Below are 20,663 nucleotides of genomic sequence, written 5' to 3'. Positions count from 1 at the left end.
AATTATCAACCTTCCTTTTCTATGCCATTTGAAAATGAGACGATATGAATAAAAGGAATAACTGTTTGTAACTGCTGTAGAAGAGGAAACAGGGCTTCTTCTCCTAAATCACGCTCAATAAAAACAAATACTTCATCGTAATCATGAGGTGAAATATTATAAAAGTAATTTGTAATAGTAGAATCTTCAGGACTTGGATATGAGAAATGATTATGAATGGCATAGTTCACATCATTTGAAACAGGATGGATAGGGCTTCTTGTTGTAGATTGATATAAAATATTTTCACCCATTTCAGCAGCAATTTTCATTGGGATATACATAAATTCACCCGTTCCGAGACAGAGTGTTCGTTTTCCAATTCTTTCTCTTTTTAAAGCTTTTCCTGCTTCTTGAGCGAAAGAATGAATGTGCTTTTGTTCATATGCTGAAATGCTAAATCGCCCAGTATATTTTATATAATTTGATGTATAGGGTGATTTTGGGCAGGTAAGGGTATGCTTTTTGAAATCAGGTTTTGTTTCTTTAATTTGAATATCTGTTTTTGCAATATTTAATGGTTGGCCAGTTGTATGAATACTGCCTTCTAATAAAGAAATAACATGAATCTTAATTTGAAGTTCTTCTTCTAATTGTTTAAATTGTTTTCTATTAGTATGAGAACGCCAGTCTAATAAAGAAGCAATTATATATTCTTCTCGTGGGAATTTATTTTGAATAGATCTAATAATATTTAATGCTGTTTTTCCTGTTGTCATCTCATCATCTACGAGAACAATTGGATTGTTGTTTTGAAAAAAGCTTTCATCTACATAACAACGGTGCGATGTTGCATGAGAATGTTCTTCCTCAAATGTAATGACAGATTCTAGGTGGGGTATCGATTCCCTAGTTGTATGCACATACTTTGCATTTTGAAAGCATTGAAACATAGAATGACCAAGTGCTGTCGCTGTTTCAGCGAATCCGATGAACAAAACTTCTTCTTGCAGAGGATATTGATAACGAAATACTTCCTCTGGGATTTCATCAATTTCTAATGAAATGAGATTTAAAATTTCTTTTTGAAATGGATGAGAAATATTATGTAGTATTTCCATATATCTTGCAGCGAGAGCAACTCCACTTGATAGGGAGACTGCAGGTTTAATAGGAAGATGCTTTCCAAGGATTGTACTCACAAATAAAAAACTACGTTTCTTATTTATTCTCGCAGCCATTTGAAAAAGCTTGTCTAGCGCTAAATTATATGGATTATCACGTACTTCTACATGAACTTGTATATTATTTAAAACGTTATACGTGTTGCTTTGCGTTTGTAATAAGGAGATCGGTGAATTGTTTGTTTTCATGTAGCACCCCGTAAATATTAGATTTTAAAATGGTTTTGCGAGCCCAGTCATAATGAGGTTTTACTTCATTCATTTTGTTAGAAAAGCTGCTTTTTAGCACTCCATTATACGTATCTGCATTTTGTAAAATTGATCTCGCATCTAAATAATCTTCCATTGTGACAATATGCATTGCCTGTACAACTTTAATATGAGATGGGTGAATAACTGTCTTACCGATTAATCCATTTGCATGGTCGAGTGATACCTCTTGGATGAGCCCTTCTTCATAATCATTAGAAAAATATTCCCATACACATCCTGAAATAATATATTCATTTGTTGCCCTTGAGAAAACGTTAATAATGTCCGAAATACAATCACGAACAACAGTAATATGATAGATAGGTGTGTATTTATTACGCCGAATACTAAATATACTTGAAAAATCAGTAGCACCAATACGTACATTTAAGATGTAATCGTGATAAGAATCTAGTAAATCCTTTATTTGTAATAATGATTCTGCCCGTGTTTCCTTATACATAATTTCGGGGGATTCTAAAATCGGCATGCCATATAGCGATAATGAGTATACCTCGTTTATATATGCAAGCTGATCGATATAAGTCTTTCCGTTAATCGGTGTGAATTTTGGAAAGACAAAACCACATAAACAATGAACAGCACTACCTAATTCAGTAACAATTGTCTTCAGTTGACTTGGCTGTCGAACTCTAATAAAAAGAAGCGGGATGTCTGCTTGATTTAGTATGTTGGCACTGACTAAGTTAGCGATTTGCTGTATTTGAACGACGATGTTTTGCTCTGCAAGTTTTACTTCCTCATCGCTGATAGCGTCCTCTAGACAAAGAATAATTGAGGTAGCATCCACATGTTTCTTTCTAATTATATCTTCCACAATCGTTTCTTTCGTGCCAGGAGTATATAGTGTGGCGCCTAGTGCGTAAGCTAGTTGTTCTTTCCCTATATTTTTTGAAAAACTAAGAGGTTCTTTATAGAAAAAATTTTGCCGTTCTTCTAAGGAGAGGTAAGAAAAGTAATTCACATTGTCACCACCTTATTCGTAATGATTCTGTTTAATCGTAACATAATAAGAAAAATCTTCCATAAAAATGAAGCGATAAATTAAAAAAATATATTGAGAAAGATGAATTATAAGATGAATATCGAATATTGTTAATAGAAATATAATAGGAGGAAAGAGAATATGGATATACATAAGTTAACAGAGGAAGAAGCAAATGAGATAAATACGTGGACGTACGAGGAACCATATAGTTTATATAGTTTTTCAGGCGAGAAAGAAGTAATAGAAGAGCTATTAGATGGAACGTATTATGGCTGTTGTGATGATCAAGGAGAGTTCATCGGCTATTTTTGTTTTGGAGAAAATGCACAAGTACCAGGTGGCAGAGATGCTAATTTATATGGTGGAGAAGAAGCGATTGATATCGGACTTGGTATGAAGCCGGCGTTAACTGGGAAAGGAATGGGGAAAGAATTTTTCCAAGCTGGAATAGCGTTTGCCACGAAAGAGTTTAACGCAAACATGTTTCGATTAAGTGTAGCAACATTTAATACAAGAGCGATTACGTTATATAAAAATATCGGATTTAAGCAAGGGCTTATTTTTTTGAGCCGCGGAAGAGAATTTATGCTTATGGAATACGAAAGACCGTCAGCATGAAACTGACGGCCTAGAAAACATTATTATTCTGAGTGCTCAGCTCGGTGCGCTAAACGACTTGATGCAGCGGCAGCGATTCCGCCAACGATATCATCAAGGAACGTGTGCACCTTTCCAGTTGATTTATCATTTAAGTATTCTAAAATACCAGGTTTTAATTTATCAATATATCCAAAGTTTGTGAAACCGATAGAGCCGTACACGTTCACGATAGAAAGTGCGATAACTTCATCAATTCCGTATAAGCCTTCATCACGTTTTACAATATCTTGTAACGGTTCACTTAGCATTCCCTTTTCAGCAAGGACATCAAGTTCGATACCTGTAATCAGTGCGTTTTGTACTTCACGTTTTGATAGTACACGTTCTACATTGTAACGGCATTCTGACATCTCTAAATTTGGATGGTATTTTTTTTGAAGAAAATGAACAAGTTCAGCAATATCGTCAATTGTTACACCGCGTTCTTGTAATAGTTGTAATGCTCTTTCTTGTAGTTGATTTGATTCTTTCATGTTTATCACCTTTTTTTCTTTTTAGTATTTGTATACGTTTCGTTGCTTTATCATGTGCATAGGAATGAAAGGCGAGCACAAGCTCATATATATAAAGAAAAACCATAGGTGGCGACTGCGATGATTCAGCATATTTATGAGCATTATCACATGCATGTTAAAGAATTAATCCCCCTTGGCCCCTATAAAAGCTTTTGGATTCGCAACAAAATTTATGTACTTGTTCCAATTGGAGAAATGGAGGAAGAAGTACTTGTAGAGATGAAAAAGCTCAGTGATTATATGAACCAGCAAGGGGATATAACTGTAGCGACTTTCGTTCCGACTATACACGGCTACTATGTAAGTGAGATAGAAGAACAAAATTATTGCTTATTAAAAGGTATGCGCACGTTAGAACGACATGCTATGTCATTAGGAAATGAACTTTCTATATTCCATAAACGAGGTGCATTCTTTCCAGAAGAAATCGAGCAATTAAGCCGCATTGGTGAATGGAAAGCGTTATGGGAAAAGAGACTCGATCAGTTAGAAAAGTTTTGGCAATCGCAAGTGATGAACCACCCTACAGACGTATTCGATCAATTGTTTATTGAATCCTTCCCGTATTACTTAGGAGTTGCAGAAAATGCCATTCAATATGTTGTTGATACAGAAATGGATGATACGCCGCAACTAACGGATGCAGCGACAATTTGCCAAGAACGATTCACACCTTTATTATGGCATCAAACGAAGCGTCTCAAACTCCCTTTTGATTGGGTGTATGATCACCCAACTCGAGATATAGCAGAATGGATTCGCTATATGATGATTGAAAAAAAGAAAGACTGGGATCAAACAATCGTTCAATTTGTTACAGATTATGAACGAAATTACTCGCTGTCCTCATTTGGTTGGCGCTTATTATTTGCAAGGCTCCTGTTCCCGCTTCACTATTTTGAAACGGTCGAACGATATTACCAAACTGGAAACGAAGAACAAAAAAGCATATATAGAGATCGCTTAGAAGCCATTTTACACGATGTGAACCGCTCAGAGCAATTTATGAAGCATTTTTATGGCTCACTTCGTTTACCAGTAGATAAGCTCGGGATTAGAAAATTAGATTGGCTATCTTAAAAATATAAAAAAGAGACCGAGTGAGGTCTCTTTTTTATATACCACAATTTTATGTAATACATTATGCCCCTACCTGCTGATCTGTACATATATTTAAAACGAATTGATGCCTTTCGAGCTTTTCATTTACTTTACCCAATAATTCTTGCTGGATTTCTTTAAATAAAAATTGATAGCTTGTATTCCATGTTGGTATAACGGATGAAAGGCCTAATAAATACTCTTTTTTCTTTTCTAGTTCTTGAATTGTTACAAAAGTGTTCCCCATTTTTGGCATCTGTCGTCCCCCTATGTTTTTTTACTGTATATGTGTGAACGATTCACTATATAGTATTAATTATCGCATTTTTTGAGAGGGATTTCCAATTTTGTTTTATGATGTTAACGGATAAATGTGATTTGAATAAAAAAAGGAGACCAAATTTGGTCTCCTTTTAGAAGGCGATTCTGAACGAGCCGCTTCTGCTTTTAATTAATATCTAGCTCCAGCGGCTAAAATGTTCGGTGGCTTCGCTTCTTCCGTCGAGGCAAAAAGCGCCTCTATGTCAGAAGCTCCATCCCCCTCACATTTTGAGCGAGCCGCTTCCGCTTTTAGATTAAAATACTTGTTCTACTTCGATAACGCCTGGTACTTCTTCAAGTAACGCGCGCTCGATACCAGCTTTTAGTGTGATTGTAGAACTTGGGCAGCTTCCGCATGCACCCATAAGGCGTAGTTTTACGATACCTTCTTCAATGTCTACTAATTCAACGTCTCCGCCATCGCGAAGTAAGAATGGACGTAATTTATCTAATACTTCTAATACTTGTTCTTGCATATGTGGGTTTTCCATTTTTATCGACTCCTTTCATCAGTTTTATTATAATCAAGATAGAGGGGAAAATCTATTTTTTCTCTTCTTGTTTTATTGTCGAAATATTGTATCGTGTTTTTTCAGTATAGGGGTATGGAATAAGTTTGTAAAATGATGTGCTTATGTAATAAGACATCTGAATATACTGTTGGGACAAGAAGTGGGGGAGAAGAAATGGTTAATGTTCAAGTGTATGGGACGAAAGTAATTTGTGCGAGCTGCGTCGGAATGCCATCTTCAACAGAAACGTTTGAATGGTTACAAGCGGCAATTGGTCGTAAATATGAAGGACAAGAAAATAAATTTAATTTCGAGTATATTGATTTCCAAGAAGAACAAGAAGATGCAGATAAAAAAGCATTCGCAGAGCGCGTAGTGGAAGAAGATTTATTTTATCCGGTCGTTCTTGTAAATGGAGAAATTGTTGGAGAAGGAAATCCTCGTTTGAAGGATGTTTATGAAGAAATCGAGAAATATTTATAAAACAAGAAGTCTTTGCGAATTTGCAAAGGCTTTTTTTATTGGAGGGATAGATATGAAAAATGGAGTGAAGCATGCGTTACCAACGGAAGTACAACAGTTAATGGAGCGGTACACAGTAGAATTAAAAGAAATTTTTTTAGATGAAAAAATAGTAGGGGTATATATTTACGGCTCCATCGCACTTGGTGCATTTTATGCAGAAACGAGCGATGTTGATTTTGTTACAGTAATAAGTGATTCCGTGAATGAAGCTGAAAAACAGCAGCTTGTGGAACTACATAAGAAACTTAGTGATAATACGCTAGGTAAAAGAATGGACGGTATGTATATTCCGCTTGCTGACTTAGGGAAATACAATGATGAAATGAACGAGTACGTGTATTGTGCAGATGGTAAAGCTAATGTTGGTCATTGGGACATTAATGCGGTCACATGGTGGACGTTGAAAAATCAAGGCATTACAGTTACAGGAAAAGAAGCAGAAGATCTTCCGCTGCAAATACAATGGAATGATGTAGTAAATACGATGAAATACAACGTAGAACAGTACTGGAGTGAAAAGGTGAAGAAGCCATATTTATTTTTTATAGAAGAGTGGGTAGAATCAGCTGTCGTTACGATGGGACGCATTTTATATACACTAGATTATAAAACAATCGTTTCAAAAGATAGAGGATTGCAATACTTGTCAGAACGTTCAGCGGAAGAATGGGAGCTCTTATTAAAAGAAGTAGCGAGAATACGGCACAATCCAAAAGAAAAGCGAATGCTCTCAAGGTGGAGAAGAGCAGATATGACGAAGAGGTACTTACTGCATTTAATTGAGACGTGTAGAGAGAAATGGTAGGGAAGAAAATGGACAATACAGTGGGGTGTATTGTCTTTTTTTATGTTGGATTTGGTATATAATGGTTTAAAAGGTTTAATTATACTGGAGGGGATAGGATGAATATAGAATTAGCTACATATGAAGAAAAGAATGAACAAATGAGTATGCGCCAAGTAATTAGCATTCTATTAATTATTTTTGGGGCCATGCATGGAATTGGTTTTTTGAACCTTTTATATGATTCTTCCTTATATCCATGGTATGTAGATCATCTTATTCCACCTTTCACGTTTTGTATGATTATCGTAATGTATGCACCGGCAAGAAATTGCTGCTTACATTTAATAAAATCATTACAATTCAATAATTTTAAACATTATGTAACGATAGTAATGACAGCGATTGTAATGCTTATATATCTTGCAATATTAAATTTAGTTTTACCACATGGGATTGGTGTGGACGAGTCTAGTATAGTAATAAAGCCTACTAAAAATGAAATCATTTTATATGTAGTTGTGCTCACCATTTTTGCACCGATTTGGGAAGAACTTTTATTTCGGGGGATGTTTTTTACGAAATTATCCCAGCGCTTTTCTGCACTTACTAGTGCCATTATAAGTGCTTTCATATTTACTTTTGGCCATCCCCTTACAGTAGGTAGTATTTTATATATTTTTGGTATGGGTATATGTTTAGCATACACATATAAGAAAACGAAGAATTTACTCGTTCCAATTGGGATTCATTTATTAAATAATTCGTTTTATTTATTAGTAAATTTTCAACTATAAAAAGACGCCTTTTAAAAAGGAAGTCTTTTTTATTTTGTAGTAGATAGAAAAGTATTTACAAGTATTGTGTAGAGGAAAGATAATAGAAAAAAATATGCGCATGGGGGAAGATGATGAGTAAATATAAATTACATATAGATAAAGAACAACTATGGAAAGGCTGCGTTTTAAATTCGATTGCCCATGCAATTAATGTAGCGCATTGTCCAGATTTCTCACATGAAAGTTCATGGGATGGATTTAACTATAGTATGCAAGATAGCCAAGGCGGACAAGGGACAATTACGTTTCATCCGAATTACACGATTGTATGTCTTCAAGATGTGAATAGCGAGAGAATTGATGAGTGGATTGATGCGAAAAATTATTTTGAAGGGGCACCTTCGGAAGTAATAGATATTGCGAAAGAAGAAGCACTTCAATACGTATTAGAAGAAGTAGAAGGCGAAACAGTTCCTTTTATTACAACTGCATTTTGGATTGAGGATAGTGGTGCGTATTCAATTGATTCATTTGAAGAGATGGAAGAGCACGGCGGATTCTTATTAGAAATTCCATTAATTGATACAGAATCAGCAATAGAAAGACTGGAAGAAGAGTATGAACTGACAGAGGAACAAATAGAGCTTTTACAACTCGTGTATAAGAAAAAAATCCAAAGTCCAAATGAGGAAATTAAGTTGTCTAAAGAAGAAATAGCAATGATTGGAACGGAAGATAGCGAAGGATTGGAAGTTAGTAAGGACTCATTTGAAGAAATGAATATTACTTGGGAGTTGTAGGGGGATAACATGTTTCCGATTGGTGATCAGCCGAAGATTATGAAAGACTTAGCAAGTATAGCTGGTGATTTAGAAGAAGTAGCGATTGAGGGGAAAACAAAAAATATAGAACGACTAGCATCTTTGAAAGTTAAAAAGTTATGGATGTTCACAGTAAATCAAAAGCAGTTTGATCATATTCTTACGTATGTTTGTCCCGATATATTATACGTTTACGAAATGAGGGTCGAGGATTTAAGTAGCCTTCAGAAATTGTCTAATTTACAACAGTTGTATATGTGCTGGAATACAAAAGCGAAGACGTTATGGGATATTGATTATAATAAAAAACTCAAATCCTTACTAATTGATGATTTTTCTAAGTTAGAAGATTTAAGTGCTTTAAGTAAGTGCACACAACTTAATACCTTCTATATGGGTGGTGGAATAAATACAGCGATGAAAGTACAAACTTTAAAACCACTCGCTGAATTACAGCAGTTGCAAAAGCTTACTTTGATGAATTTAAAGGTTAAAGATGATTCATTAGAACCGTTAATGCAATTGAAAAATTTAAAGGAGTTAAGCTTATCTAATCAATTTAAAGTGGAAGAGTATGCAAAACTCTCTGTAGCATTGCCATATACGGTATGTGAGTCTTTTAAACCTTACGTATATATGAACGATGCAATAGATGGGAAAAATATAATGGTGACTGGGAGAAGAAGGCCAGTCCTTAATTCAAAAACGGATACTGTGAAGATGCAAAAGTATGAAGAACGATTTAAAAAGTTACAAGAAGAATATAAAGCACTAGTAGAAAGCACAATGTGAAATTACATTGCACTTTTTACTAGTTTTTTCATATACATATCAACTTCATGAAAGAATATGGGCTCTTTTTCCTCGGTATTCAGATGCACGGCGCAATGTAAATATTGCTGTAAGTAGCGAGTAGCTTGTTCGTACTGTTTTAATTTGTAGAAAGAAAAACAGGTAAGAAGTAGAAACGCTTTTTCTTCTAATATTGGAACGACAGCTAGTACGGGAGTAATGGAATGTATATTTATTTCCACTAAATTTTTATAAGATGCCCACGTTTGAAACCAGTCGAAAATAGTAGAAAGGTAATTCGGAATTTCGATAGTTTCATGTGAAACATTATGCAATAACTGGTTCTGTTTGATATGCATAGGCTCTATTCTCGTTTGTAGAATGCAATCGAATATTGAAATGTTCTCTTTTATTTGTAATTGGTTCGTAATAAGCTGCGGGAGACCGATAGGGTGGACTCCTATATTTATATAAAAGTCATCTCCAAACTGGCTTTTTTGTATGTTAATGAGCTTATAAAATCCGTTTTCAGCTTTGAAAAATGTATGTCTTTTTTTCTTAAAGCCGAGTGATTTTAAAGTGGCGTGTAAATTTGTAATAAAATCTTGCTCCTTTTTAGAGCCAGGCTTACTCTTCGTCATATTCATACGTAGTTAAGTTTTGTAAGAAACTTTCAAAGTTAGGTGCTAATTCAATAATTTCCTCAAACTCATTATCGATAAATATAACTGGAGGATTTTCAGCTACATTTCGATAGTCTAATGCAATCCATGTATGTCCATCACCAGATAAAAGTACGATATTCTCAGGCATTTCCCATTCTCGAATTAAATAGCAGCTCTCTAAAATACTAGATTCATTTTCATCAAAAGAAATACCATATAAACCAGATACATTAACGTGATCGTCTGCCCAAGGATTTGGCTTTGAAGTAGGGTGAACATCGAGACGAAGAGTTCCCCCATTTTGTTCTTTTAGAAGGGTTATATATGATTCTGGAAGCTTTACGTTCAGTACTTCTTCTGCTTTTTTGATTAGTTCATCGTTAATGGGTGCTAGTTTTAAATAGTCATCGTCTGCCCAAATTGTACTCTTCATATTCGGTTACCTCAAATAATAGTTTTAAGAATCTTATGTCATATATTATAGTTAGTTTAGATAACACGCAATAGAGGGAGGGACGGAGTATGGATGTGTATGAATACCTCGATCACGTAAATTCTAAAGAAGATTTATTAAAATTTCTTGTATACCTCCAAAAGGATTTTAAAGTGAATAAAGATGAATGGGAGAATGTAGAGGTAGAGACTTATTTAGAGGCATTAAATAGTTGGTTAGGTTCTTGTGAATCGGTTTATATAAATCAAGGAGAGAAGTTTCCAGAAAATATTTCATGGAAGTTTATTGCTCAAATGTTACTTGCGGCAGCTCATTATGAATAAAATTAGATTTTTAAAAGATAGAATGGAGAAGATATCATGATTAATCATAATAAAATTAAACAACTTTTAGCACATGTAGATCGTGCTGAGGATAATGAAATTGAGCTAGAGTATGAATCTGAACCTATGACGATAGAATTGTTTAATAGTGAAGAAATAGAAGAAGGGCAACTTGGTTATAGTTTTGATGAAGAAGGAGATTGGAAAGAAGGATGGATTGTAATAGGGATAGATTCATATCTTGGAGACCCGATTTTTGTAGATAGTAATGATGAGAACTGTCCAGTTTATACAGCTATGCACGGTGAGGGAGAATGGGAGCCGGAATGTATAGCGGAGCGTATAGAAGATATTATTGAGAAAGTGAAGGGGAATGTGCGAGAAATAAAATAGTATTTCAATGTGATTAAGAGGGAGGAAATGTAGTATATATTTACTAAAAAAGATGTATAAAAATGATTTTGATGCATCCTTTTTAGTGAATATATAAAATAATTAACTTAGTGTATTAAAGATATGATACATGATTATTTTAATATATTTAAAAGTAAAATGAAATAAGAAACGGATAATTGTCGGAATATATTCGATTTCCGTTCATTTTTATGAAATATGTGTACTTTTTGTTAGATTCCTTCATTTTGTCCATATACAATAAATGTATATAGAAATAAGAAAAGGATGAGGTACGTGAAGGACACTGTTTTACAAGAAACGATTTCTCCACAAGAATTACATAAAGTTGTTCAAAAGAATACAGCTTATTATGATTTTAAGTGGGGTAAAGTAGAAAACCCTGCGCAAGGGAATACATGGAATTGGGTAGCCTTTTTCTTCCCAACCTTTTGGTTAGCTTATCGCAAAATGTATAAGTTATTTATTATATTTGCGTTATTGGCTATACCTAGTATAGTTATAACCCCTTTTATAGATATTCCAGAGGGGATTTATGTAACATTTAGTTTAGCTCTTCAATTAGGAATGATGATATTTACTGGATGGCAAGGAAACCGTTTATATTATAAGCAGGCTGTTCGTGTTTTTCGTAAGGGAGAAGATGCGTCTGATCATGAGAAGGCGTATTTCTTACAATCTAAGGGTGGCGCTAGTGTAGCTGGTATGATTGGTTTACAAGTTATAGTCGGGATTGTGTTTGGCGGAGCTATGCTCGGACTTTCTCTTTTACCAACTGAGCCGAATATTAAAAACGTTGTTCGTTCAACTGGTGAAGGGGTTACTTTAGAGATTATGACTGATAATCCAAACTGGAAGTTTGTGAAGAAAGAAAAAGATTATGATGTAGTAGAGTTTACTGGTTATGATTATACAGAGAAGAAAAACGTGAAAATTAAATTTGCTGTTTATTTCGATGAAGATTATTTCGAGTGGCAAGAGGTATATGAAAATAATAAGAAGTTAAGTGAAGAAGAAGTAGAAGAATATCAAATTTATATTGAAGAAAATAATTGGGGTTTCTAGAGGGAACTCGTTCATTTTGAAAAGAAGAATCTTGTGAAGGTTCTTCTTTTATTTATTAGGGGGAGAGAAATGATTTCAGCATTAATAGAAGCTCTAATAGGATCTATTAGTTTAAGTACGGGTTTACACACGAAAAAGATTGATGCTAACATACTTTACTTGCAGCAGTATGAATGGTTTCGAATGATATATGAAGACGAGAAGTATCGAAAGTTATTTATTACGAACTACAAAGTTCGCTCATATTTACAAAGTAAGTTAAGAGTTCGATTGCTCGTAAAAAATAAAAATGCACAACGAAGATTTTTAAAATTAGTAGAAGAACAAATAGAAAAAAAGCATACGAATTGAAATTTTGTAAAATACAATAAAAAATGAGAATTTGAGGTAGGCTTGTCAATAACGTGAGACTATGGCACTATAAAGAAATGCTATACAAATTTTATTTATCGAGATGTAAACATCAATTTTGATTTTTACGTATAAATAATGAACGGAGGAAATGAATTTATGGCTACTTTACCAAATTGTCCAAAATGTAATTCAGAATATACGTATGAGGATGGTGTTCTTTTCGTATGTCCAGAATGTGCTCATGAGTGGGGCCAAGACGCAGAAGCTGAAAATAATGATGGTGCAAAAGTTGTAAAAGATGCGAACGGAAACGTTCTTCAAGATGGCGATGCAGTTACTGTTATTAAAGACTTAAAAGTAAAAGGAACTTCTTCAGTTGTGAAGATCGGTACGAAAGTAAAAAGTATCCGTCTAGTTGATGGCGATCACGATATCGATTGCAAAATCGACGGTTTCGGAGCTATGAAGTTAAAATCACAGTTCGTTAAGAAGGCGTAAGACAATAAAAAGAGGAGGCGAATAGCCTCCTCTTTTTATTATGTCACTTTTTGTCGGTAAATCGATATTTCGTACAAAATCGTTGATATATTCTGAGTTATGATAGATATATTTGAAAAATCGTTGATATATTGCAAGTTATGATAGATATATTGAAAAAATCGTTAATATAATTTCATTCATCGTGAACTACGCAAGATTCACCGTGCATCATAGTCAATTTCTTTCAACTGACATCGTTTAGTAAAGAATGTTTTATATCCAAGCTGTAAAAAGATAATGACAGCAAAGGCAGTACTTCCAGAAATACCGAGTATGATAGCGATTTGATATTGAATGGCTGTGAATGGTGATACACCGGATAATATTTGACCAGTCATCATGCCTGGTAAGCTTATAATCCCCATTCCGACCATAGAATTAATTGTTGGTAAAATAGCAGAATCAAAAGCGTCTCGAATGAGCGGAGCAGCAGCTTCTTTCGGTGTTGCTCCGAGCATAAGTGCACCTTCAATTTGACCTCTTTGCGACTTCATATTGTTTAAGAACGTATTCGCGCCGAGAGAAACACCAGTCATGGCATTCCCAACTAACATTCCTGTAATAGGGACGATATATTGCGGAGCATACCAAGGGTCATGACCGATAATAACGAAGATAAATAGTAGAAGTGGCCCAATTGATCCGGCGACCATGGAAAGGGCGGCTACTCGTTTTAATTCTTTAGACATCGGGATGTTAACTCGTTTATAAATATTAAAAATTGCAAAGGTAGTAATAGAAGTAATGAGAGCAATTGTATAAAATGGATTACTGTTTTCAAATACGTATGTAAGGACATATGCAACAAGTACGAGCTGAATGGTCATACGGAATGTTGCGAGCGCGATTTGTTTTTCGCGAGGTATTCCTTTTAATTTTACAAGTCCAATTAAAATAAGAATAAAAATATAGGCAGCTGCAAGTTGCCAAATTTGGAGTTCAATAACGCCCTTCAACAGAGAGCACTTCCTTTCTAGTTGCACCGTTTGCTTTACTAATCTCAATAATGTCGTCTGCAATTTCTTCTGGAAGTTGTTGTGAGTGTGTGATGAAGATAATTGTTTTTTTCTTTTTTCGTGCTAGTTCAGTAAATTGTTTCATAACGCGGCGTTCTGTATCACTGTCTAATGCTGAAGTTGGTTCATCTAATAAATAGACAGGCGGATCCATAAGTACGATACGTGCAAAGGCAAGTCTTTGTTTTTCACCGCCGGATAATGAGGAGGCGCTATCTTCTAATTGCTTGTCTAAGCTAACGGTTTGTAGTGCGCTCCGCAGGGCATCATCATTTGGAAATGGTTTTTCAGAAAGACGAAGTCCCATTAATAGATTTTCTTTAACGGTTCCATCAAAAAGAGGTGGAGTTTGCCCAAGCATAACTACGTCACGACGTAATTGAATAGGCGGATAATCAGAAATTAACTTTCCGTTATATTCAATTGTGCCGGATGTTGGAGATTGTAAATCGTTTAACATGCGAAGCAATGTGCTTTTTCCGCTTCCGCTTTCACCGATAATGCAAGTGATCTTTTCTTTTTGAATCTGTAAATAAGGAATGTGTAGTATATCTTTATATATAACGTCTTTTAATATAAACATAAATCGCTCCTTTCTGATTCTAGTTATATCGTATCAAAAAAGAGGGGGAAATGGTTATAACGAACAACGTTTTTTCTGCGTCTTGAGTTTTATTAATAAGTTAAGTAAACGATCTAATTCTTGGCTGAAAGAAATCACTTTATCATGAGTGAATCCGTATCGTTCAACGAGATAGATTAACTCTTTCTTTTTCGCTTCTATTCGATTGTTTAGTTTCGATAAGTTCATAAGTGGAATGTAATGCCTCCTACAAAAGTATTTATAACATAAAAAATAAGACCGAATGAATTCGGTCTTCAAGGAAATAATAAAACAACTTACAAATAGCATACACTGTTTATCAATAGTTTTTAATATAAAAATGAAAAATAAATCATTATACATATTGAGAAAGATGTGTCTGATAATTTTTAAAAACTGATGCAAAGAAGCTGCCTACATAGTAGACAGCCTGTAAAGTATTAACCTTTATGATATTTGTACATCCAAAGAAGGCCGGATTTTAATAATCTTGGTACACGTCCCATTAACGGTTGATTTGCGAGTAAACCGAATCCATGCTTCTTACCAAGAGATCCTAGAACACCTTTTAATTTAATAACAGGTAGTTCATCAGGGAGTGGTTCATTATTCCAACGTTTTAATAATATTTGGACAATTTGTTCTCCTTGACCTTCAGCAAGTTGGGCAGATGGTGCATGTGGAAGTGCTGCGCAATCTCCTACAACGTAAACGTGCTCGTTGTTTGGAATATTGTGATATTTCGTTAAGACAACCCGTCCGCTACCATCTTGTTCAACTGGAAGGTTTCGAACAACTTCATTTGCTTGAATACCAGCTGTCCAGACAATTGCATCACATTCAAGTGGTTCATCGTGATTATACACAATATTTGGTTCCACTTTTGTAATGTTAGAGTTTCTTATAATATTAACTTTATGTTTTACGAACCATTCTTCTACGTATCTACTTAATTTCTCTGGATACGGGAATAAAATTCTATCTTTTCGATCAAATAAATAGATTTTTAAATCAGAACGGCTTTCGCGAAGTTCACTTGCAACTTCCACACCACTTAAGCCAGCACCAACGACAGCTACTGTTGCATTTGGTTCTAGACTATTTAATTGTTCATATGTTTTACGTGTTTGTTCAATTGATTGTAGACTATGTGTATATTCCTTCGCCCCAGGAACGTTATGATATTTATCTTCACAGCCAAGTCCGATAATTAAATCATCATATTGGATTGCTTCGCCGCCATCGAGATGAACCGCTTTTTCTTCGAGGTCAATATTTGTTATTGTGCCGTATTGAATATTGAGGCGTGGGTGCTCAGGAAACGGTATACGAATATGCGTTTCTGAAATAGTACCCGCAACTAATGCATAATATTCAGTTTTGAAGCAATGATATGGTACTTTGTCGATTAATGTCACTTGTACATCATCTGGAAGTTGGTTGCTTGGAAGTAGCCTTTGTAGAATTCTCATTCCACCGTAGCCGCCACCTAGTATTACGAGGTGTTTCATGATGGATTACCCCTTTTCTGTTGAAATATCCCCTAATCATAAAAATTTATATTAATAAAATATTTTGACTTTACTCAATCAAATTATATCGAATTTGTGAACAAATAACAATGCATGAATGAATACTCTGTTGTACAATAAGAAGAAAAGTAAAGTAAACTGTTTTGCCCTTTTAGTTACTATTTCATTGCAAGTAGCATGTTATATAAAATAAAATCATCTACTTTGAAGTGAAATAGTGAAGTAACTAAATAGTTTAGGATGTATAACGAAAACAACAAGAGACAGCTTAGTTTTCTTCTTATAGATGAAGTCAGAAGGTAATTTGTTTTGTAGTACAGGGGGGAGAATTTTGATTAAACCATTAATTGAATTTTGTGTAGGTAACCTTGCAAGTGGTTCACAAGCAGCTCTAGAAAAATTAGAAAAAGATCCGAATTTAGATGTAATGGAGTATGGTTGTCTAGGGTATTGTGGTATTTGTTTTGAAGGACCGTTTGCACTTGTAAATGGTGAAGTTGTACAAGGTGCAACAGTAGAAGAGCTTGTTAATAATGTATATGAGTATTTGGATGAAAATCCAATGTTTTAAGGTGTTGCGAATGAGCAACGCCTTTTTCATTTTATTTTAGATAAAACGTTATTTTGGAGGGTAGTTTAATACTATAGATAAATAAAAAAAGGCCCTTTTTAGAAGGGCTTTTTTCTTACACAATGTGTGTAAGAGTGGCTCATCGCCAAACGTTGTCAAATATGAGAAACGGGGGACATTCATATTGTGTTCTAAAAGCATGCATTCTATACTTAAAATAACAAATTATTTTTGGAGTGAATACAAATGAGCCAATTTTCTTTTACAAAAATGCATGGTCTTGGCAATAGTTATATATATGTAAATATGTTTGAAGAGCAAATTCCCGAAGAAGATTTAGCTCTTGTGGCGGAAAAGGTTTCAAATATTAATACTGGTATTGGAGCAGACGGAATGATTTTAATTTGTCCGTCTGATGTAGCTCCGGTGAAAATGCGTATGTTTAATAATGATGGATCAGAAGGAAAGAGCTGTGGTAATGGTTTGCGCTGCGTAGCGAAATATGCGTATGAGCATAAACTAGTAGAGGAAACAGTTTTCACAATTGAAACGTTAGCTGGCATTGTAACGGCTGAAGTAACAGTAGAAGATGGTTTCGTGACATTAGCGAAAATCGATATGGGAGCACCGCGTCTAACACGTGCAGAAATACCGATGCTCGGTGAAGGTGAAACACCATTTATTCGTGAAAACTTCTTATATAATAATCATCGTTATGCATTTACGGCTGTTTCAATGGGGAACCCGCACGCGGTTATTTTTGTTGAGGATGTAGAGAAGGCACCTCTTACAACACTTGGTCCAGTTCTTGAGACACATGAAATGTTCCCAGAGCGAGTGAATGTTGAATTTATCGAGATTTTAAACGATGAAGAAATGAATTTCCGCGTTTGGGAACGTGGTTCAGGTGTAACGCAAGCTTGCGGAACAGGGGCATGCGCTGCCGTTGTAGCTGCTATTTTGAATGGGAAGATGGAACGTGGTAAAGAAATTACAGTCCATTTAGCTGGCGGCGATTTAATGATTGCGTGGACAGAAGAAGGAAACGTGTTAATGAAAGGACCTGCGGAAGTAATTTGCCGCGGAGTGTATGAGTACAAGATAGAAGCGTAAAGATGTATAATAGAATGAGAACAGAAAGGATGGTGTATTTCATGATTGAAGTAACAGAACAAGCAGCTTTTCAAATTAAAGATATGTTAAAAGATGCTGAAGATGGAGAGAAGTATGTGCGCCTTGCTGTACATGGCGGCGGATGTACTGGCCTTTCTTACGGCTTAGGATTTGAAGTAGAACCAAAAGAAGACGACACAGTTCTTGAGTTTTTCGGTGTTGAATTTGTTATCGATACAGAAAGTGCTCCAATTGTTAAAGGAGTAAAAATTGATTATAAACAATCTATGCTTGGTGGCGGATTCACAATCGACAATCCAAACGCAATCGCATCATGCGGATGTGGATCATCTTTCCGTACAGCGACGAATGCTGGTACGCCAGAAGAGTGCTAAGGTTTTAGCCGAAATAGAAAAAGACCTTTTTAGCGATGGAATAAAATCGTTAAGGAGGTCTTTTCTTTTGCCGTAAAAGCCCGATTACCAAGGTGAATCAATATTTCACTTTATTTTTGCATAGATGCAAGTATCAGTTAGTTGTTTGCTGTCAGCTGAAAAATCTTCATTACGTAATATCCCTTCAAGTTCAAAGCCTAGTTTTTCAGGGAGTGCACGACTTTTCGTGTTATTACATTCACATCGTATTTCAATCCTTCTAAATTTGAATAACTGAAATCCAAGGTTTGTTAACGCACTTACTGTTTCTGTCATATATCCACTGCCACTAAATTGCGTGTTAATCCAGTATCCAATTTCACATTTAGAAACCTTCCAATCAATTCGATGAAGGCTAGCTGTTCCAACAAAATCATTCGTCTCTTTATGATAGATAAGATAGCGAAAGCTTTCTCTTTTCAAAAAATCTATATGTGCATTTCTCAGAAGAATTTCCGTTTCTTCAACAGTAGGAATGGACTGAAATAAAGACAACCATTGCTTTAATTCATTAATGGAATCTTTAATAGCTTGTTGTACTATATCCCCTTCACCAGCTTGAAGTGGTGCTCGAAGAATGAGTCTGTCTGTTTCTATTTGTAACGGAACATCTAATAAAATAGAGTTCATATCATTTCTCCTCTCGAAAACTTTAAATTAGGACAGAATGAAACTTATATCATAAAAAAACTTTCACCCAAAAGAAATAATTCTGGAGGACGAGAGTTGCAATTTATAATAAATGAATTGAAAAATACTTTATCTCACTAATAGAAAATCACGTCACAGCATCACCATTAGTTATTATAGAACTGTGCGAAGTACAGGAATATAGTAAAGCTTATCTCCCATAAAGGAACCTCTCAAAAACGCGTAAACAATAAATATATATTCAATTCATTATTTAGAAATCCCTTTTCACATATTGAAAACTAAACTATCATTCGGTACAGCAGCATTAGGCTGTTAAACTAATGCATATGTTAATTGAATAAGGAATTATTATTTTTTAACCTGCTTTAAATTGAACGCATAATTCACGATTGATTATCTAAACGCAATCGCATCATGCAGATTTGGATCACTTTTCCGTACAGCGATGAATGCTGGTAAGCCAGAAGAGTGCTAAGTTTTTAGCCAAAATAGAAAAGACCTTTTTAGCGATAGAATAAAATCGTTAGAAAGGTCTTTTCTTTTGGCGTTAAAACAGAAAATGCATGTAAAGTTACTTTAGAATTTAATTTGAATGTTATTATATAGAGAATATATGATAATTATTGTGAATTCGACTTTCATATTGTTCGTTTAAGACAAGATTATGCAACAGAAATGTAAATGAATAGAAGAAATATACTATTTATTAGTTATATTTAATGTTAATATTTGTAACGAAGATGATTGGTGAGGGCTGATTAAAGTTTCACTTTATATAAAAAAGGTGCATGAGAGAGAAGGCTATAGCAAATTGTATAGAACTGAATAGTTCCGTATTAATTAAAATACGTTGATTACTAGATATTAAAAAATACCGGGGGGATTAGAGTGAAGTCATTTAAGAGAATACTTATAGTAGGGATGGCGTTGACTACAGTATCGATTTTGGGAGCTTGTTCTAGCGATACAGACGTATTAACAAAAGTAGGAGCAAAGCAACCAGCGAAGGAGGAAGGTGACGTACTAAAAGATCAGAAGAAAACACCTATGACTACGAGTAAACGTGAAAGTATTAAAAATGAGGACGCTTCATCATCACAGAAGCGTTATATTTCTCATGATGAATCTCAAAAAATTGAGGAAGGTATGACGTATACGGATATTCTTAATACGATTGACTACGGTGGTGAGAACATAAAATATTATAATAACAATGAAAAACGCGTATTTTATACTGAAAAAGATACGGATGGTACATATGAAATTATGGTTGAATTAAATACATATGGTTACGTTGTGAATATTGAACGTACTGCTATAAAAGATACAGATACAGATAAAGATAAAGATAAAGGTAAGGAGAATCGGGTATCTACGAAACGTATTGAAGAGCCTGTAAAGGAATATGAAGAAAAAAACGATCGTGTACCGTGGTATAAAGATGTAAATAACAATTCGGCAGCAGTAAGTTACAATCAATATTTGAAAATAAAAAAAGGTATGCCCGCGAATCAGGTAAAAGCTACAATTGGACAGCCACATGTGATTGAGAAATATAAATCTTATTCAGTATATGACTATACTGGTTATGGTGGAGAAGGATCATTACGTGTAATCTTTGAACCGAATGGAACTGTTACGGATGTAGTGGAAGATGGTTTACCACGATAATAAATTAATTACGGGAAGA

The 20,663-nt window shown here is 34.7% G+C and carries 28 protein-coding genes and 1 pseudogene; 17 read left to right on the top strand and 12 right to left on the bottom strand.

Annotated features, from left to right (window positions below; translation table 11 throughout):
* Nucleotides 1–5 precede the first annotated feature (5 nt).
* Together H6481_RS13610 and H6481_RS13605 are read right to left on the bottom strand one after the other, a co-directional pair.
* Nucleotides 6–1,352, bottom strand: coding sequence for a phosphoribosyltransferase family protein (locus H6481_RS13610; protein WP_098852458.1), 1,347 nt, complete (start codon nucleotides 1,350–1,352; stop codon nucleotides 6–8).
* On the bottom strand, nucleotides 1,297–2,400 hold the full coding sequence (locus tag H6481_RS13605; RefSeq protein WP_098852459.1) for an HpcH/HpaI aldolase/citrate lyase family protein: 1,104 nt from the start codon (nucleotides 2,398–2,400) through the stop codon (nucleotides 1,297–1,299). Before H6481_RS13605 ends, H6481_RS13610 begins: the two co-directional genes overlap by 56 nt.
* Before the next feature lie 162 nt (nucleotides 2,401–2,562).
* Between H6481_RS13605 and H6481_RS13600 the strand changes: the two genes are divergently transcribed.
* Nucleotides 2,563–3,042: a GNAT family protein gene (locus H6481_RS13600; RefSeq protein WP_000351152.1), complete on the top strand. Its 480-nt coding sequence runs from the start codon at nucleotides 2,563–2,565 to the stop codon at nucleotides 3,040–3,042.
* 23 nt (nucleotides 3,043–3,065) lie between these two features.
* Here the strand turns inward: H6481_RS13600 and H6481_RS13595 are convergent, their stop codons facing one another.
* Nucleotides 3,066–3,557 carry a phosphatidylglycerophosphatase A gene (locus H6481_RS13595; protein ID WP_000665103.1) on the bottom strand — a complete coding sequence of 164 codons (492 nt, stop codon included), beginning with the start codon at nucleotides 3,555–3,557 and terminating at the stop codon, nucleotides 3,066–3,068.
* 120 nt (nucleotides 3,558–3,677) lie between these two features.
* Here H6481_RS13595 and yutH point away from each other — a divergent pair, with 120 nt between their 5' ends.
* Nucleotides 3,678–4,679 carry a spore coat putative kinase YutH gene (gene yutH, locus H6481_RS13590; RefSeq protein WP_000614216.1) on the top strand — a complete coding sequence of 334 codons (1,002 nt, stop codon included), beginning with the start codon at nucleotides 3,678–3,680 and terminating at the stop codon, nucleotides 4,677–4,679.
* 61 nt (nucleotides 4,680–4,740) lie between these two features.
* Here the strand turns inward: yutH and H6481_RS13585 are convergent, their stop codons facing one another.
* Together H6481_RS13585 and H6481_RS13580 are read right to left on the bottom strand one after the other, a co-directional pair.
* On the bottom strand, nucleotides 4,741–4,956 hold the full coding sequence (locus H6481_RS13585; protein WP_001125507.1) for a hypothetical protein: 216 nt from the start codon (nucleotides 4,954–4,956) through the stop codon (nucleotides 4,741–4,743).
* Between the two features lie 319 nt (nucleotides 4,957–5,275).
* On the bottom strand, nucleotides 5,276–5,512 hold the full coding sequence (locus tag H6481_RS13580) for a NifU family protein (RefSeq protein ID WP_000431159.1): 237 nt from the start codon (nucleotides 5,510–5,512) through the stop codon (nucleotides 5,276–5,278).
* A 195-nt stretch (nucleotides 5,513–5,707) separates the two neighbouring features.
* Between H6481_RS13580 and H6481_RS13575 the strand changes: the two genes are divergently transcribed.
* The 5 genes from H6481_RS13575 (at nucleotide 5,708) to H6481_RS13555 (ending at nucleotide 9,234) form a co-directional block, all read left to right on the top strand.
* On the top strand, nucleotides 5,708–6,016 hold the full coding sequence (locus H6481_RS13575; RefSeq protein WP_000248588.1) for a YuzD family protein: 309 nt from the start codon (nucleotides 5,708–5,710) through the stop codon (nucleotides 6,014–6,016).
* A 52-nt stretch (nucleotides 6,017–6,068) separates the two neighbouring features.
* Nucleotides 6,069–6,863 (top strand): nucleotidyltransferase domain-containing protein, encoded by a 795-nt coding sequence (locus tag H6481_RS13570; RefSeq protein WP_003272363.1) that lies wholly within the window; start codon nucleotides 6,069–6,071, stop codon nucleotides 6,861–6,863.
* Nucleotides 6,864–6,961: 98 nt separating this feature from the next.
* On the top strand, nucleotides 6,962–7,639 hold the full coding sequence (locus H6481_RS13565; RefSeq protein ID WP_098852460.1) for a type II CAAX endopeptidase family protein: 678 nt from the start codon (nucleotides 6,962–6,964) through the stop codon (nucleotides 7,637–7,639).
* 113 nt (nucleotides 7,640–7,752) lie between these two features.
* Nucleotides 7,753–8,421, top strand: a complete 669-nt coding sequence (locus tag H6481_RS13560; protein ID WP_098852461.1) for a hypothetical protein — start codon at nucleotides 7,753–7,755, stop codon at nucleotides 8,419–8,421.
* Between the two features lie 9 nt (nucleotides 8,422–8,430).
* Complete coding sequence (locus H6481_RS13555; protein ID WP_071730777.1) at nucleotides 8,431–9,234, top strand: internalin; 804 nt, start codon at nucleotides 8,431–8,433, stop codon at nucleotides 9,232–9,234.
* Between the two features lie 2 nt (nucleotides 9,235–9,236).
* Here the strand turns inward: H6481_RS13555 and H6481_RS13550 are convergent, their stop codons facing one another.
* Complete coding sequence (locus H6481_RS13550) at nucleotides 9,237–9,875, bottom strand: DUF4304 domain-containing protein (RefSeq protein WP_182812065.1); 639 nt, start codon at nucleotides 9,873–9,875, stop codon at nucleotides 9,237–9,239.
* Entirely contained in the window at nucleotides 9,862–10,332 is a 471-nt protein-coding gene (locus tag H6481_RS13545) for an SMI1/KNR4 family protein (RefSeq protein ID WP_071730779.1), read from the bottom strand. The genes H6481_RS13550 and H6481_RS13545 overlap by 14 nt, the downstream gene beginning before the upstream one ends.
* 89 nt (nucleotides 10,333–10,421) lie before the next feature.
* Here H6481_RS13545 and H6481_RS13540 point away from each other — a divergent pair, with 89 nt between their 5' ends.
* The 5 genes from H6481_RS13540 to phnA all read left to right on the top strand — a co-directional run bounded on the left by H6481_RS13540 (nucleotide 10,422) and on the right by phnA (nucleotide 13,007).
* Nucleotides 10,422–10,676: a hypothetical protein gene (locus H6481_RS13540; protein ID WP_000383680.1), complete on the top strand. Its 255-nt coding sequence runs from the start codon at nucleotides 10,422–10,424 to the stop codon at nucleotides 10,674–10,676.
* Nucleotides 10,677–10,712: 36 nt separating this feature from the next.
* Nucleotides 10,713–11,069, top strand: coding sequence for a hypothetical protein (locus H6481_RS13535; protein WP_071730781.1), 357 nt, complete (start codon nucleotides 10,713–10,715; stop codon nucleotides 11,067–11,069).
* A gap of 288 nt (nucleotides 11,070–11,357) precedes the next feature.
* Nucleotides 11,358–12,155 (top strand): DUF2628 domain-containing protein, encoded by a 798-nt coding sequence (locus tag H6481_RS13530; protein ID WP_098852463.1) that lies wholly within the window; start codon nucleotides 11,358–11,360, stop codon nucleotides 12,153–12,155.
* Nucleotides 12,156–12,224: 69 nt separating this feature from the next.
* Complete coding sequence (locus H6481_RS13525; RefSeq protein ID WP_098852464.1) at nucleotides 12,225–12,506, top strand: hypothetical protein; 282 nt, start codon at nucleotides 12,225–12,227, stop codon at nucleotides 12,504–12,506.
* 159 nt (nucleotides 12,507–12,665) lie between these two features.
* Nucleotides 12,666–13,007 carry an alkylphosphonate utilization operon protein PhnA gene (gene phnA / locus H6481_RS13520; RefSeq protein ID WP_000212735.1) on the top strand — a complete coding sequence of 114 codons (342 nt, stop codon included), beginning with the start codon at nucleotides 12,666–12,668 and terminating at the stop codon, nucleotides 13,005–13,007.
* A 200-nt stretch (nucleotides 13,008–13,207) separates the two neighbouring features.
* Here the strand turns inward: phnA and fetB are convergent, their stop codons facing one another.
* The 4 genes from fetB to H6481_RS13500 all read right to left on the bottom strand — a co-directional run bounded on the left by fetB (nucleotide 13,208) and on the right by H6481_RS13500 (nucleotide 16,180).
* Nucleotides 13,208–14,005 carry an iron export ABC transporter permease subunit FetB gene (gene fetB, locus H6481_RS13515; RefSeq protein ID WP_016079861.1) on the bottom strand — a complete coding sequence of 266 codons (798 nt, stop codon included), beginning with the start codon at nucleotides 14,003–14,005 and terminating at the stop codon, nucleotides 13,208–13,210.
* Nucleotides 13,989–14,648: an ABC transporter ATP-binding protein gene (locus H6481_RS13510; protein WP_000470263.1), complete on the bottom strand. Its 660-nt coding sequence runs from the start codon at nucleotides 14,646–14,648 to the stop codon at nucleotides 13,989–13,991. The genes fetB and H6481_RS13510 overlap by 17 nt, the downstream gene beginning before the upstream one ends.
* A 54-nt stretch (nucleotides 14,649–14,702) precedes the next feature.
* Nucleotides 14,703–14,876 carry an aspartyl-phosphate phosphatase Spo0E family protein gene (locus tag H6481_RS13505; RefSeq protein WP_001054090.1) on the bottom strand — a complete coding sequence of 58 codons (174 nt, stop codon included), beginning with the start codon at nucleotides 14,874–14,876 and terminating at the stop codon, nucleotides 14,703–14,705.
* A gap of 233 nt (nucleotides 14,877–15,109) precedes the next feature.
* The gene (locus H6481_RS13500; protein WP_000682065.1) at nucleotides 15,110–16,180 is read right to left on the bottom strand and encodes an NAD(P)/FAD-dependent oxidoreductase; all 1,071 of its coding nucleotides are present in this window, start codon (nucleotides 16,178–16,180) and stop codon (nucleotides 15,110–15,112) included.
* A 352-nt stretch (nucleotides 16,181–16,532) separates the two neighbouring features.
* Here H6481_RS13500 and H6481_RS13495 point away from each other — a divergent pair, with 352 nt between their 5' ends.
* The 3 genes from H6481_RS13495 to H6481_RS13485 all read left to right on the top strand — a co-directional run bounded on the left by H6481_RS13495 (nucleotide 16,533) and on the right by H6481_RS13485 (nucleotide 18,280).
* The gene (locus tag H6481_RS13495; protein WP_000595026.1) at nucleotides 16,533–16,772 is read left to right on the top strand and encodes a YuzB family protein; all 240 of its coding nucleotides are present in this window, start codon (nucleotides 16,533–16,535) and stop codon (nucleotides 16,770–16,772) included.
* 246 nt (nucleotides 16,773–17,018) lie between these two features.
* Complete coding sequence (dapF, locus tag H6481_RS13490; RefSeq protein WP_000077392.1) at nucleotides 17,019–17,885, top strand: diaminopimelate epimerase; 867 nt, start codon at nucleotides 17,019–17,021, stop codon at nucleotides 17,883–17,885.
* 41 nt (nucleotides 17,886–17,926) lie between these two features.
* Nucleotides 17,927–18,280: an iron-sulfur cluster assembly accessory protein gene (locus tag H6481_RS13485; RefSeq protein ID WP_053563443.1), complete on the top strand. Its 354-nt coding sequence runs from the start codon at nucleotides 17,927–17,929 to the stop codon at nucleotides 18,278–18,280.
* Between the two features lie 105 nt (nucleotides 18,281–18,385).
* Here the strand turns inward: H6481_RS13485 and H6481_RS13480 are convergent, their stop codons facing one another.
* Nucleotides 18,386–18,949, bottom strand: a complete 564-nt coding sequence (locus H6481_RS13480; RefSeq protein ID WP_182812039.1) for a GNAT family N-acetyltransferase — start codon at nucleotides 18,947–18,949, stop codon at nucleotides 18,386–18,388.
* A 406-nt stretch (nucleotides 18,950–19,355) separates the two neighbouring features.
* Here H6481_RS13480 and H6481_RS13475 point away from each other — a divergent pair.
* Together H6481_RS13475 and H6481_RS13470 are read left to right on the top strand one after the other, a co-directional pair.
* Nucleotides 19,356–19,448: pseudogene (locus H6481_RS13475) on the top strand (iron-sulfur cluster assembly accessory protein); the annotation flags it as partial.
* A gap of 413 nt (nucleotides 19,449–19,861) precedes the next feature.
* Nucleotides 19,862–20,644, top strand: a complete 783-nt coding sequence (locus tag H6481_RS13470) for a hypothetical protein (RefSeq protein ID WP_182812036.1) — start codon at nucleotides 19,862–19,864, stop codon at nucleotides 20,642–20,644.
* Nucleotides 20,645–20,663 lie beyond the last annotated feature (19 nt).

Origin of the sequence: Bacillus sp. ME78, assembly GCF_903970865.1 — a bacterium.
In the GTDB taxonomy this organism is placed as follows: domain Bacteria; phylum Bacillota; class Bacilli; order Bacillales; family Bacillaceae_G; genus Bacillus_A; species Bacillus_A cereus.
Note: the sequence above shows the minus strand (reverse complement) of the source record. Positions and strands in the feature narration are given on the sequence as shown.

What these genes read in the sequence shown, in the direction of transcription:
- H6481_RS13570 (WP_003272363.1), top strand. Translation starts at nt 6,069, where the DNA reads ATGAAAAATGGAGTGAAGCATGCGTTACCAACGGAAGTACAACAGTTA.
- H6481_RS13505 (WP_001054090.1), bottom strand. Translation starts at nt 14,876, where the DNA reads ATGAACTTATCGAAACTAAACAATCGAATAGAAGCGAAAAAGAAAGAG.
- yutH (WP_000614216.1), top strand. Translation starts at nt 3,678, where the DNA reads ATGATTCAGCATATTTATGAGCATTATCACATGCATGTTAAAGAATTA.
- H6481_RS13555 (WP_071730777.1), top strand. Translation starts at nt 8,431, where the DNA reads ATGTTTCCGATTGGTGATCAGCCGAAGATTATGAAAGACTTAGCAAGT.
- H6481_RS13535 (WP_071730781.1), top strand. Translation starts at nt 10,713, where the DNA reads ATGATTAATCATAATAAAATTAAACAACTTTTAGCACATGTAGATCGT.
- H6481_RS13550 (WP_182812065.1), bottom strand. Translation starts at nt 9,875, where the DNA reads ATGACGAAGAGTAAGCCTGGCTCTAAAAAGGAGCAAGATTTTATTACA.
- H6481_RS13580 (WP_000431159.1), bottom strand. Translation starts at nt 5,512, where the DNA reads ATGGAAAACCCACATATGCAAGAACAAGTATTAGAAGTATTAGATAAA.
- H6481_RS13585 (WP_001125507.1), bottom strand. Translation starts at nt 4,956, where the DNA reads ATGCCAAAAATGGGGAACACTTTTGTAACAATTCAAGAACTAGAAAAG.
- phnA (WP_000212735.1), top strand. Translation starts at nt 12,666, where the DNA reads ATGGCTACTTTACCAAATTGTCCAAAATGTAATTCAGAATATACGTAT.
- H6481_RS13595 (WP_000665103.1), bottom strand. Translation starts at nt 3,557, where the DNA reads ATGAAAGAATCAAATCAACTACAAGAAAGAGCATTACAACTATTACAA.
- H6481_RS13485 (WP_053563443.1), top strand. Translation starts at nt 17,927, where the DNA reads ATGATTGAAGTAACAGAACAAGCAGCTTTTCAAATTAAAGATATGTTA.
- H6481_RS13540 (WP_000383680.1), top strand. Translation starts at nt 10,422, where the DNA reads ATGGATGTGTATGAATACCTCGATCACGTAAATTCTAAAGAAGATTTA.
- H6481_RS13560 (WP_098852461.1), top strand. Translation starts at nt 7,753, where the DNA reads ATGAGTAAATATAAATTACATATAGATAAAGAACAACTATGGAAAGGC.
- H6481_RS13545 (WP_071730779.1), bottom strand. Translation starts at nt 10,332, where the DNA reads ATGAAGAGTACAATTTGGGCAGACGATGACTATTTAAAACTAGCACCC.
- H6481_RS13500 (WP_000682065.1), bottom strand. Translation starts at nt 16,180, where the DNA reads ATGAAACACCTCGTAATACTAGGTGGCGGCTACGGTGGAATGAGAATT.
- H6481_RS13480 (WP_182812039.1), bottom strand. Translation starts at nt 18,949, where the DNA reads ATGAACTCTATTTTATTAGATGTTCCGTTACAAATAGAAACAGACAGA.
- H6481_RS13525 (WP_098852464.1), top strand. Translation starts at nt 12,225, where the DNA reads ATGATTTCAGCATTAATAGAAGCTCTAATAGGATCTATTAGTTTAAGT.
- H6481_RS13575 (WP_000248588.1), top strand. Translation starts at nt 5,708, where the DNA reads ATGGTTAATGTTCAAGTGTATGGGACGAAAGTAATTTGTGCGAGCTGC.
- dapF (WP_000077392.1), top strand. Translation starts at nt 17,019, where the DNA reads ATGAGCCAATTTTCTTTTACAAAAATGCATGGTCTTGGCAATAGTTAT.
- H6481_RS13530 (WP_098852463.1), top strand. Translation starts at nt 11,358, where the DNA reads ATGAGGTACGTGAAGGACACTGTTTTACAAGAAACGATTTCTCCACAA.
- H6481_RS13565 (WP_098852460.1), top strand. Translation starts at nt 6,962, where the DNA reads ATGAATATAGAATTAGCTACATATGAAGAAAAGAATGAACAAATGAGT.
- H6481_RS13510 (WP_000470263.1), bottom strand. Translation starts at nt 14,648, where the DNA reads ATGTTTATATTAAAAGACGTTATATATAAAGATATACTACACATTCCT.
- H6481_RS13600 (WP_000351152.1), top strand. Translation starts at nt 2,563, where the DNA reads ATGGATATACATAAGTTAACAGAGGAAGAAGCAAATGAGATAAATACG.
- H6481_RS13610 (WP_098852458.1), bottom strand. Translation starts at nt 1,352, where the DNA reads ATGAAAACAAACAATTCACCGATCTCCTTATTACAAACGCAAAGCAAC.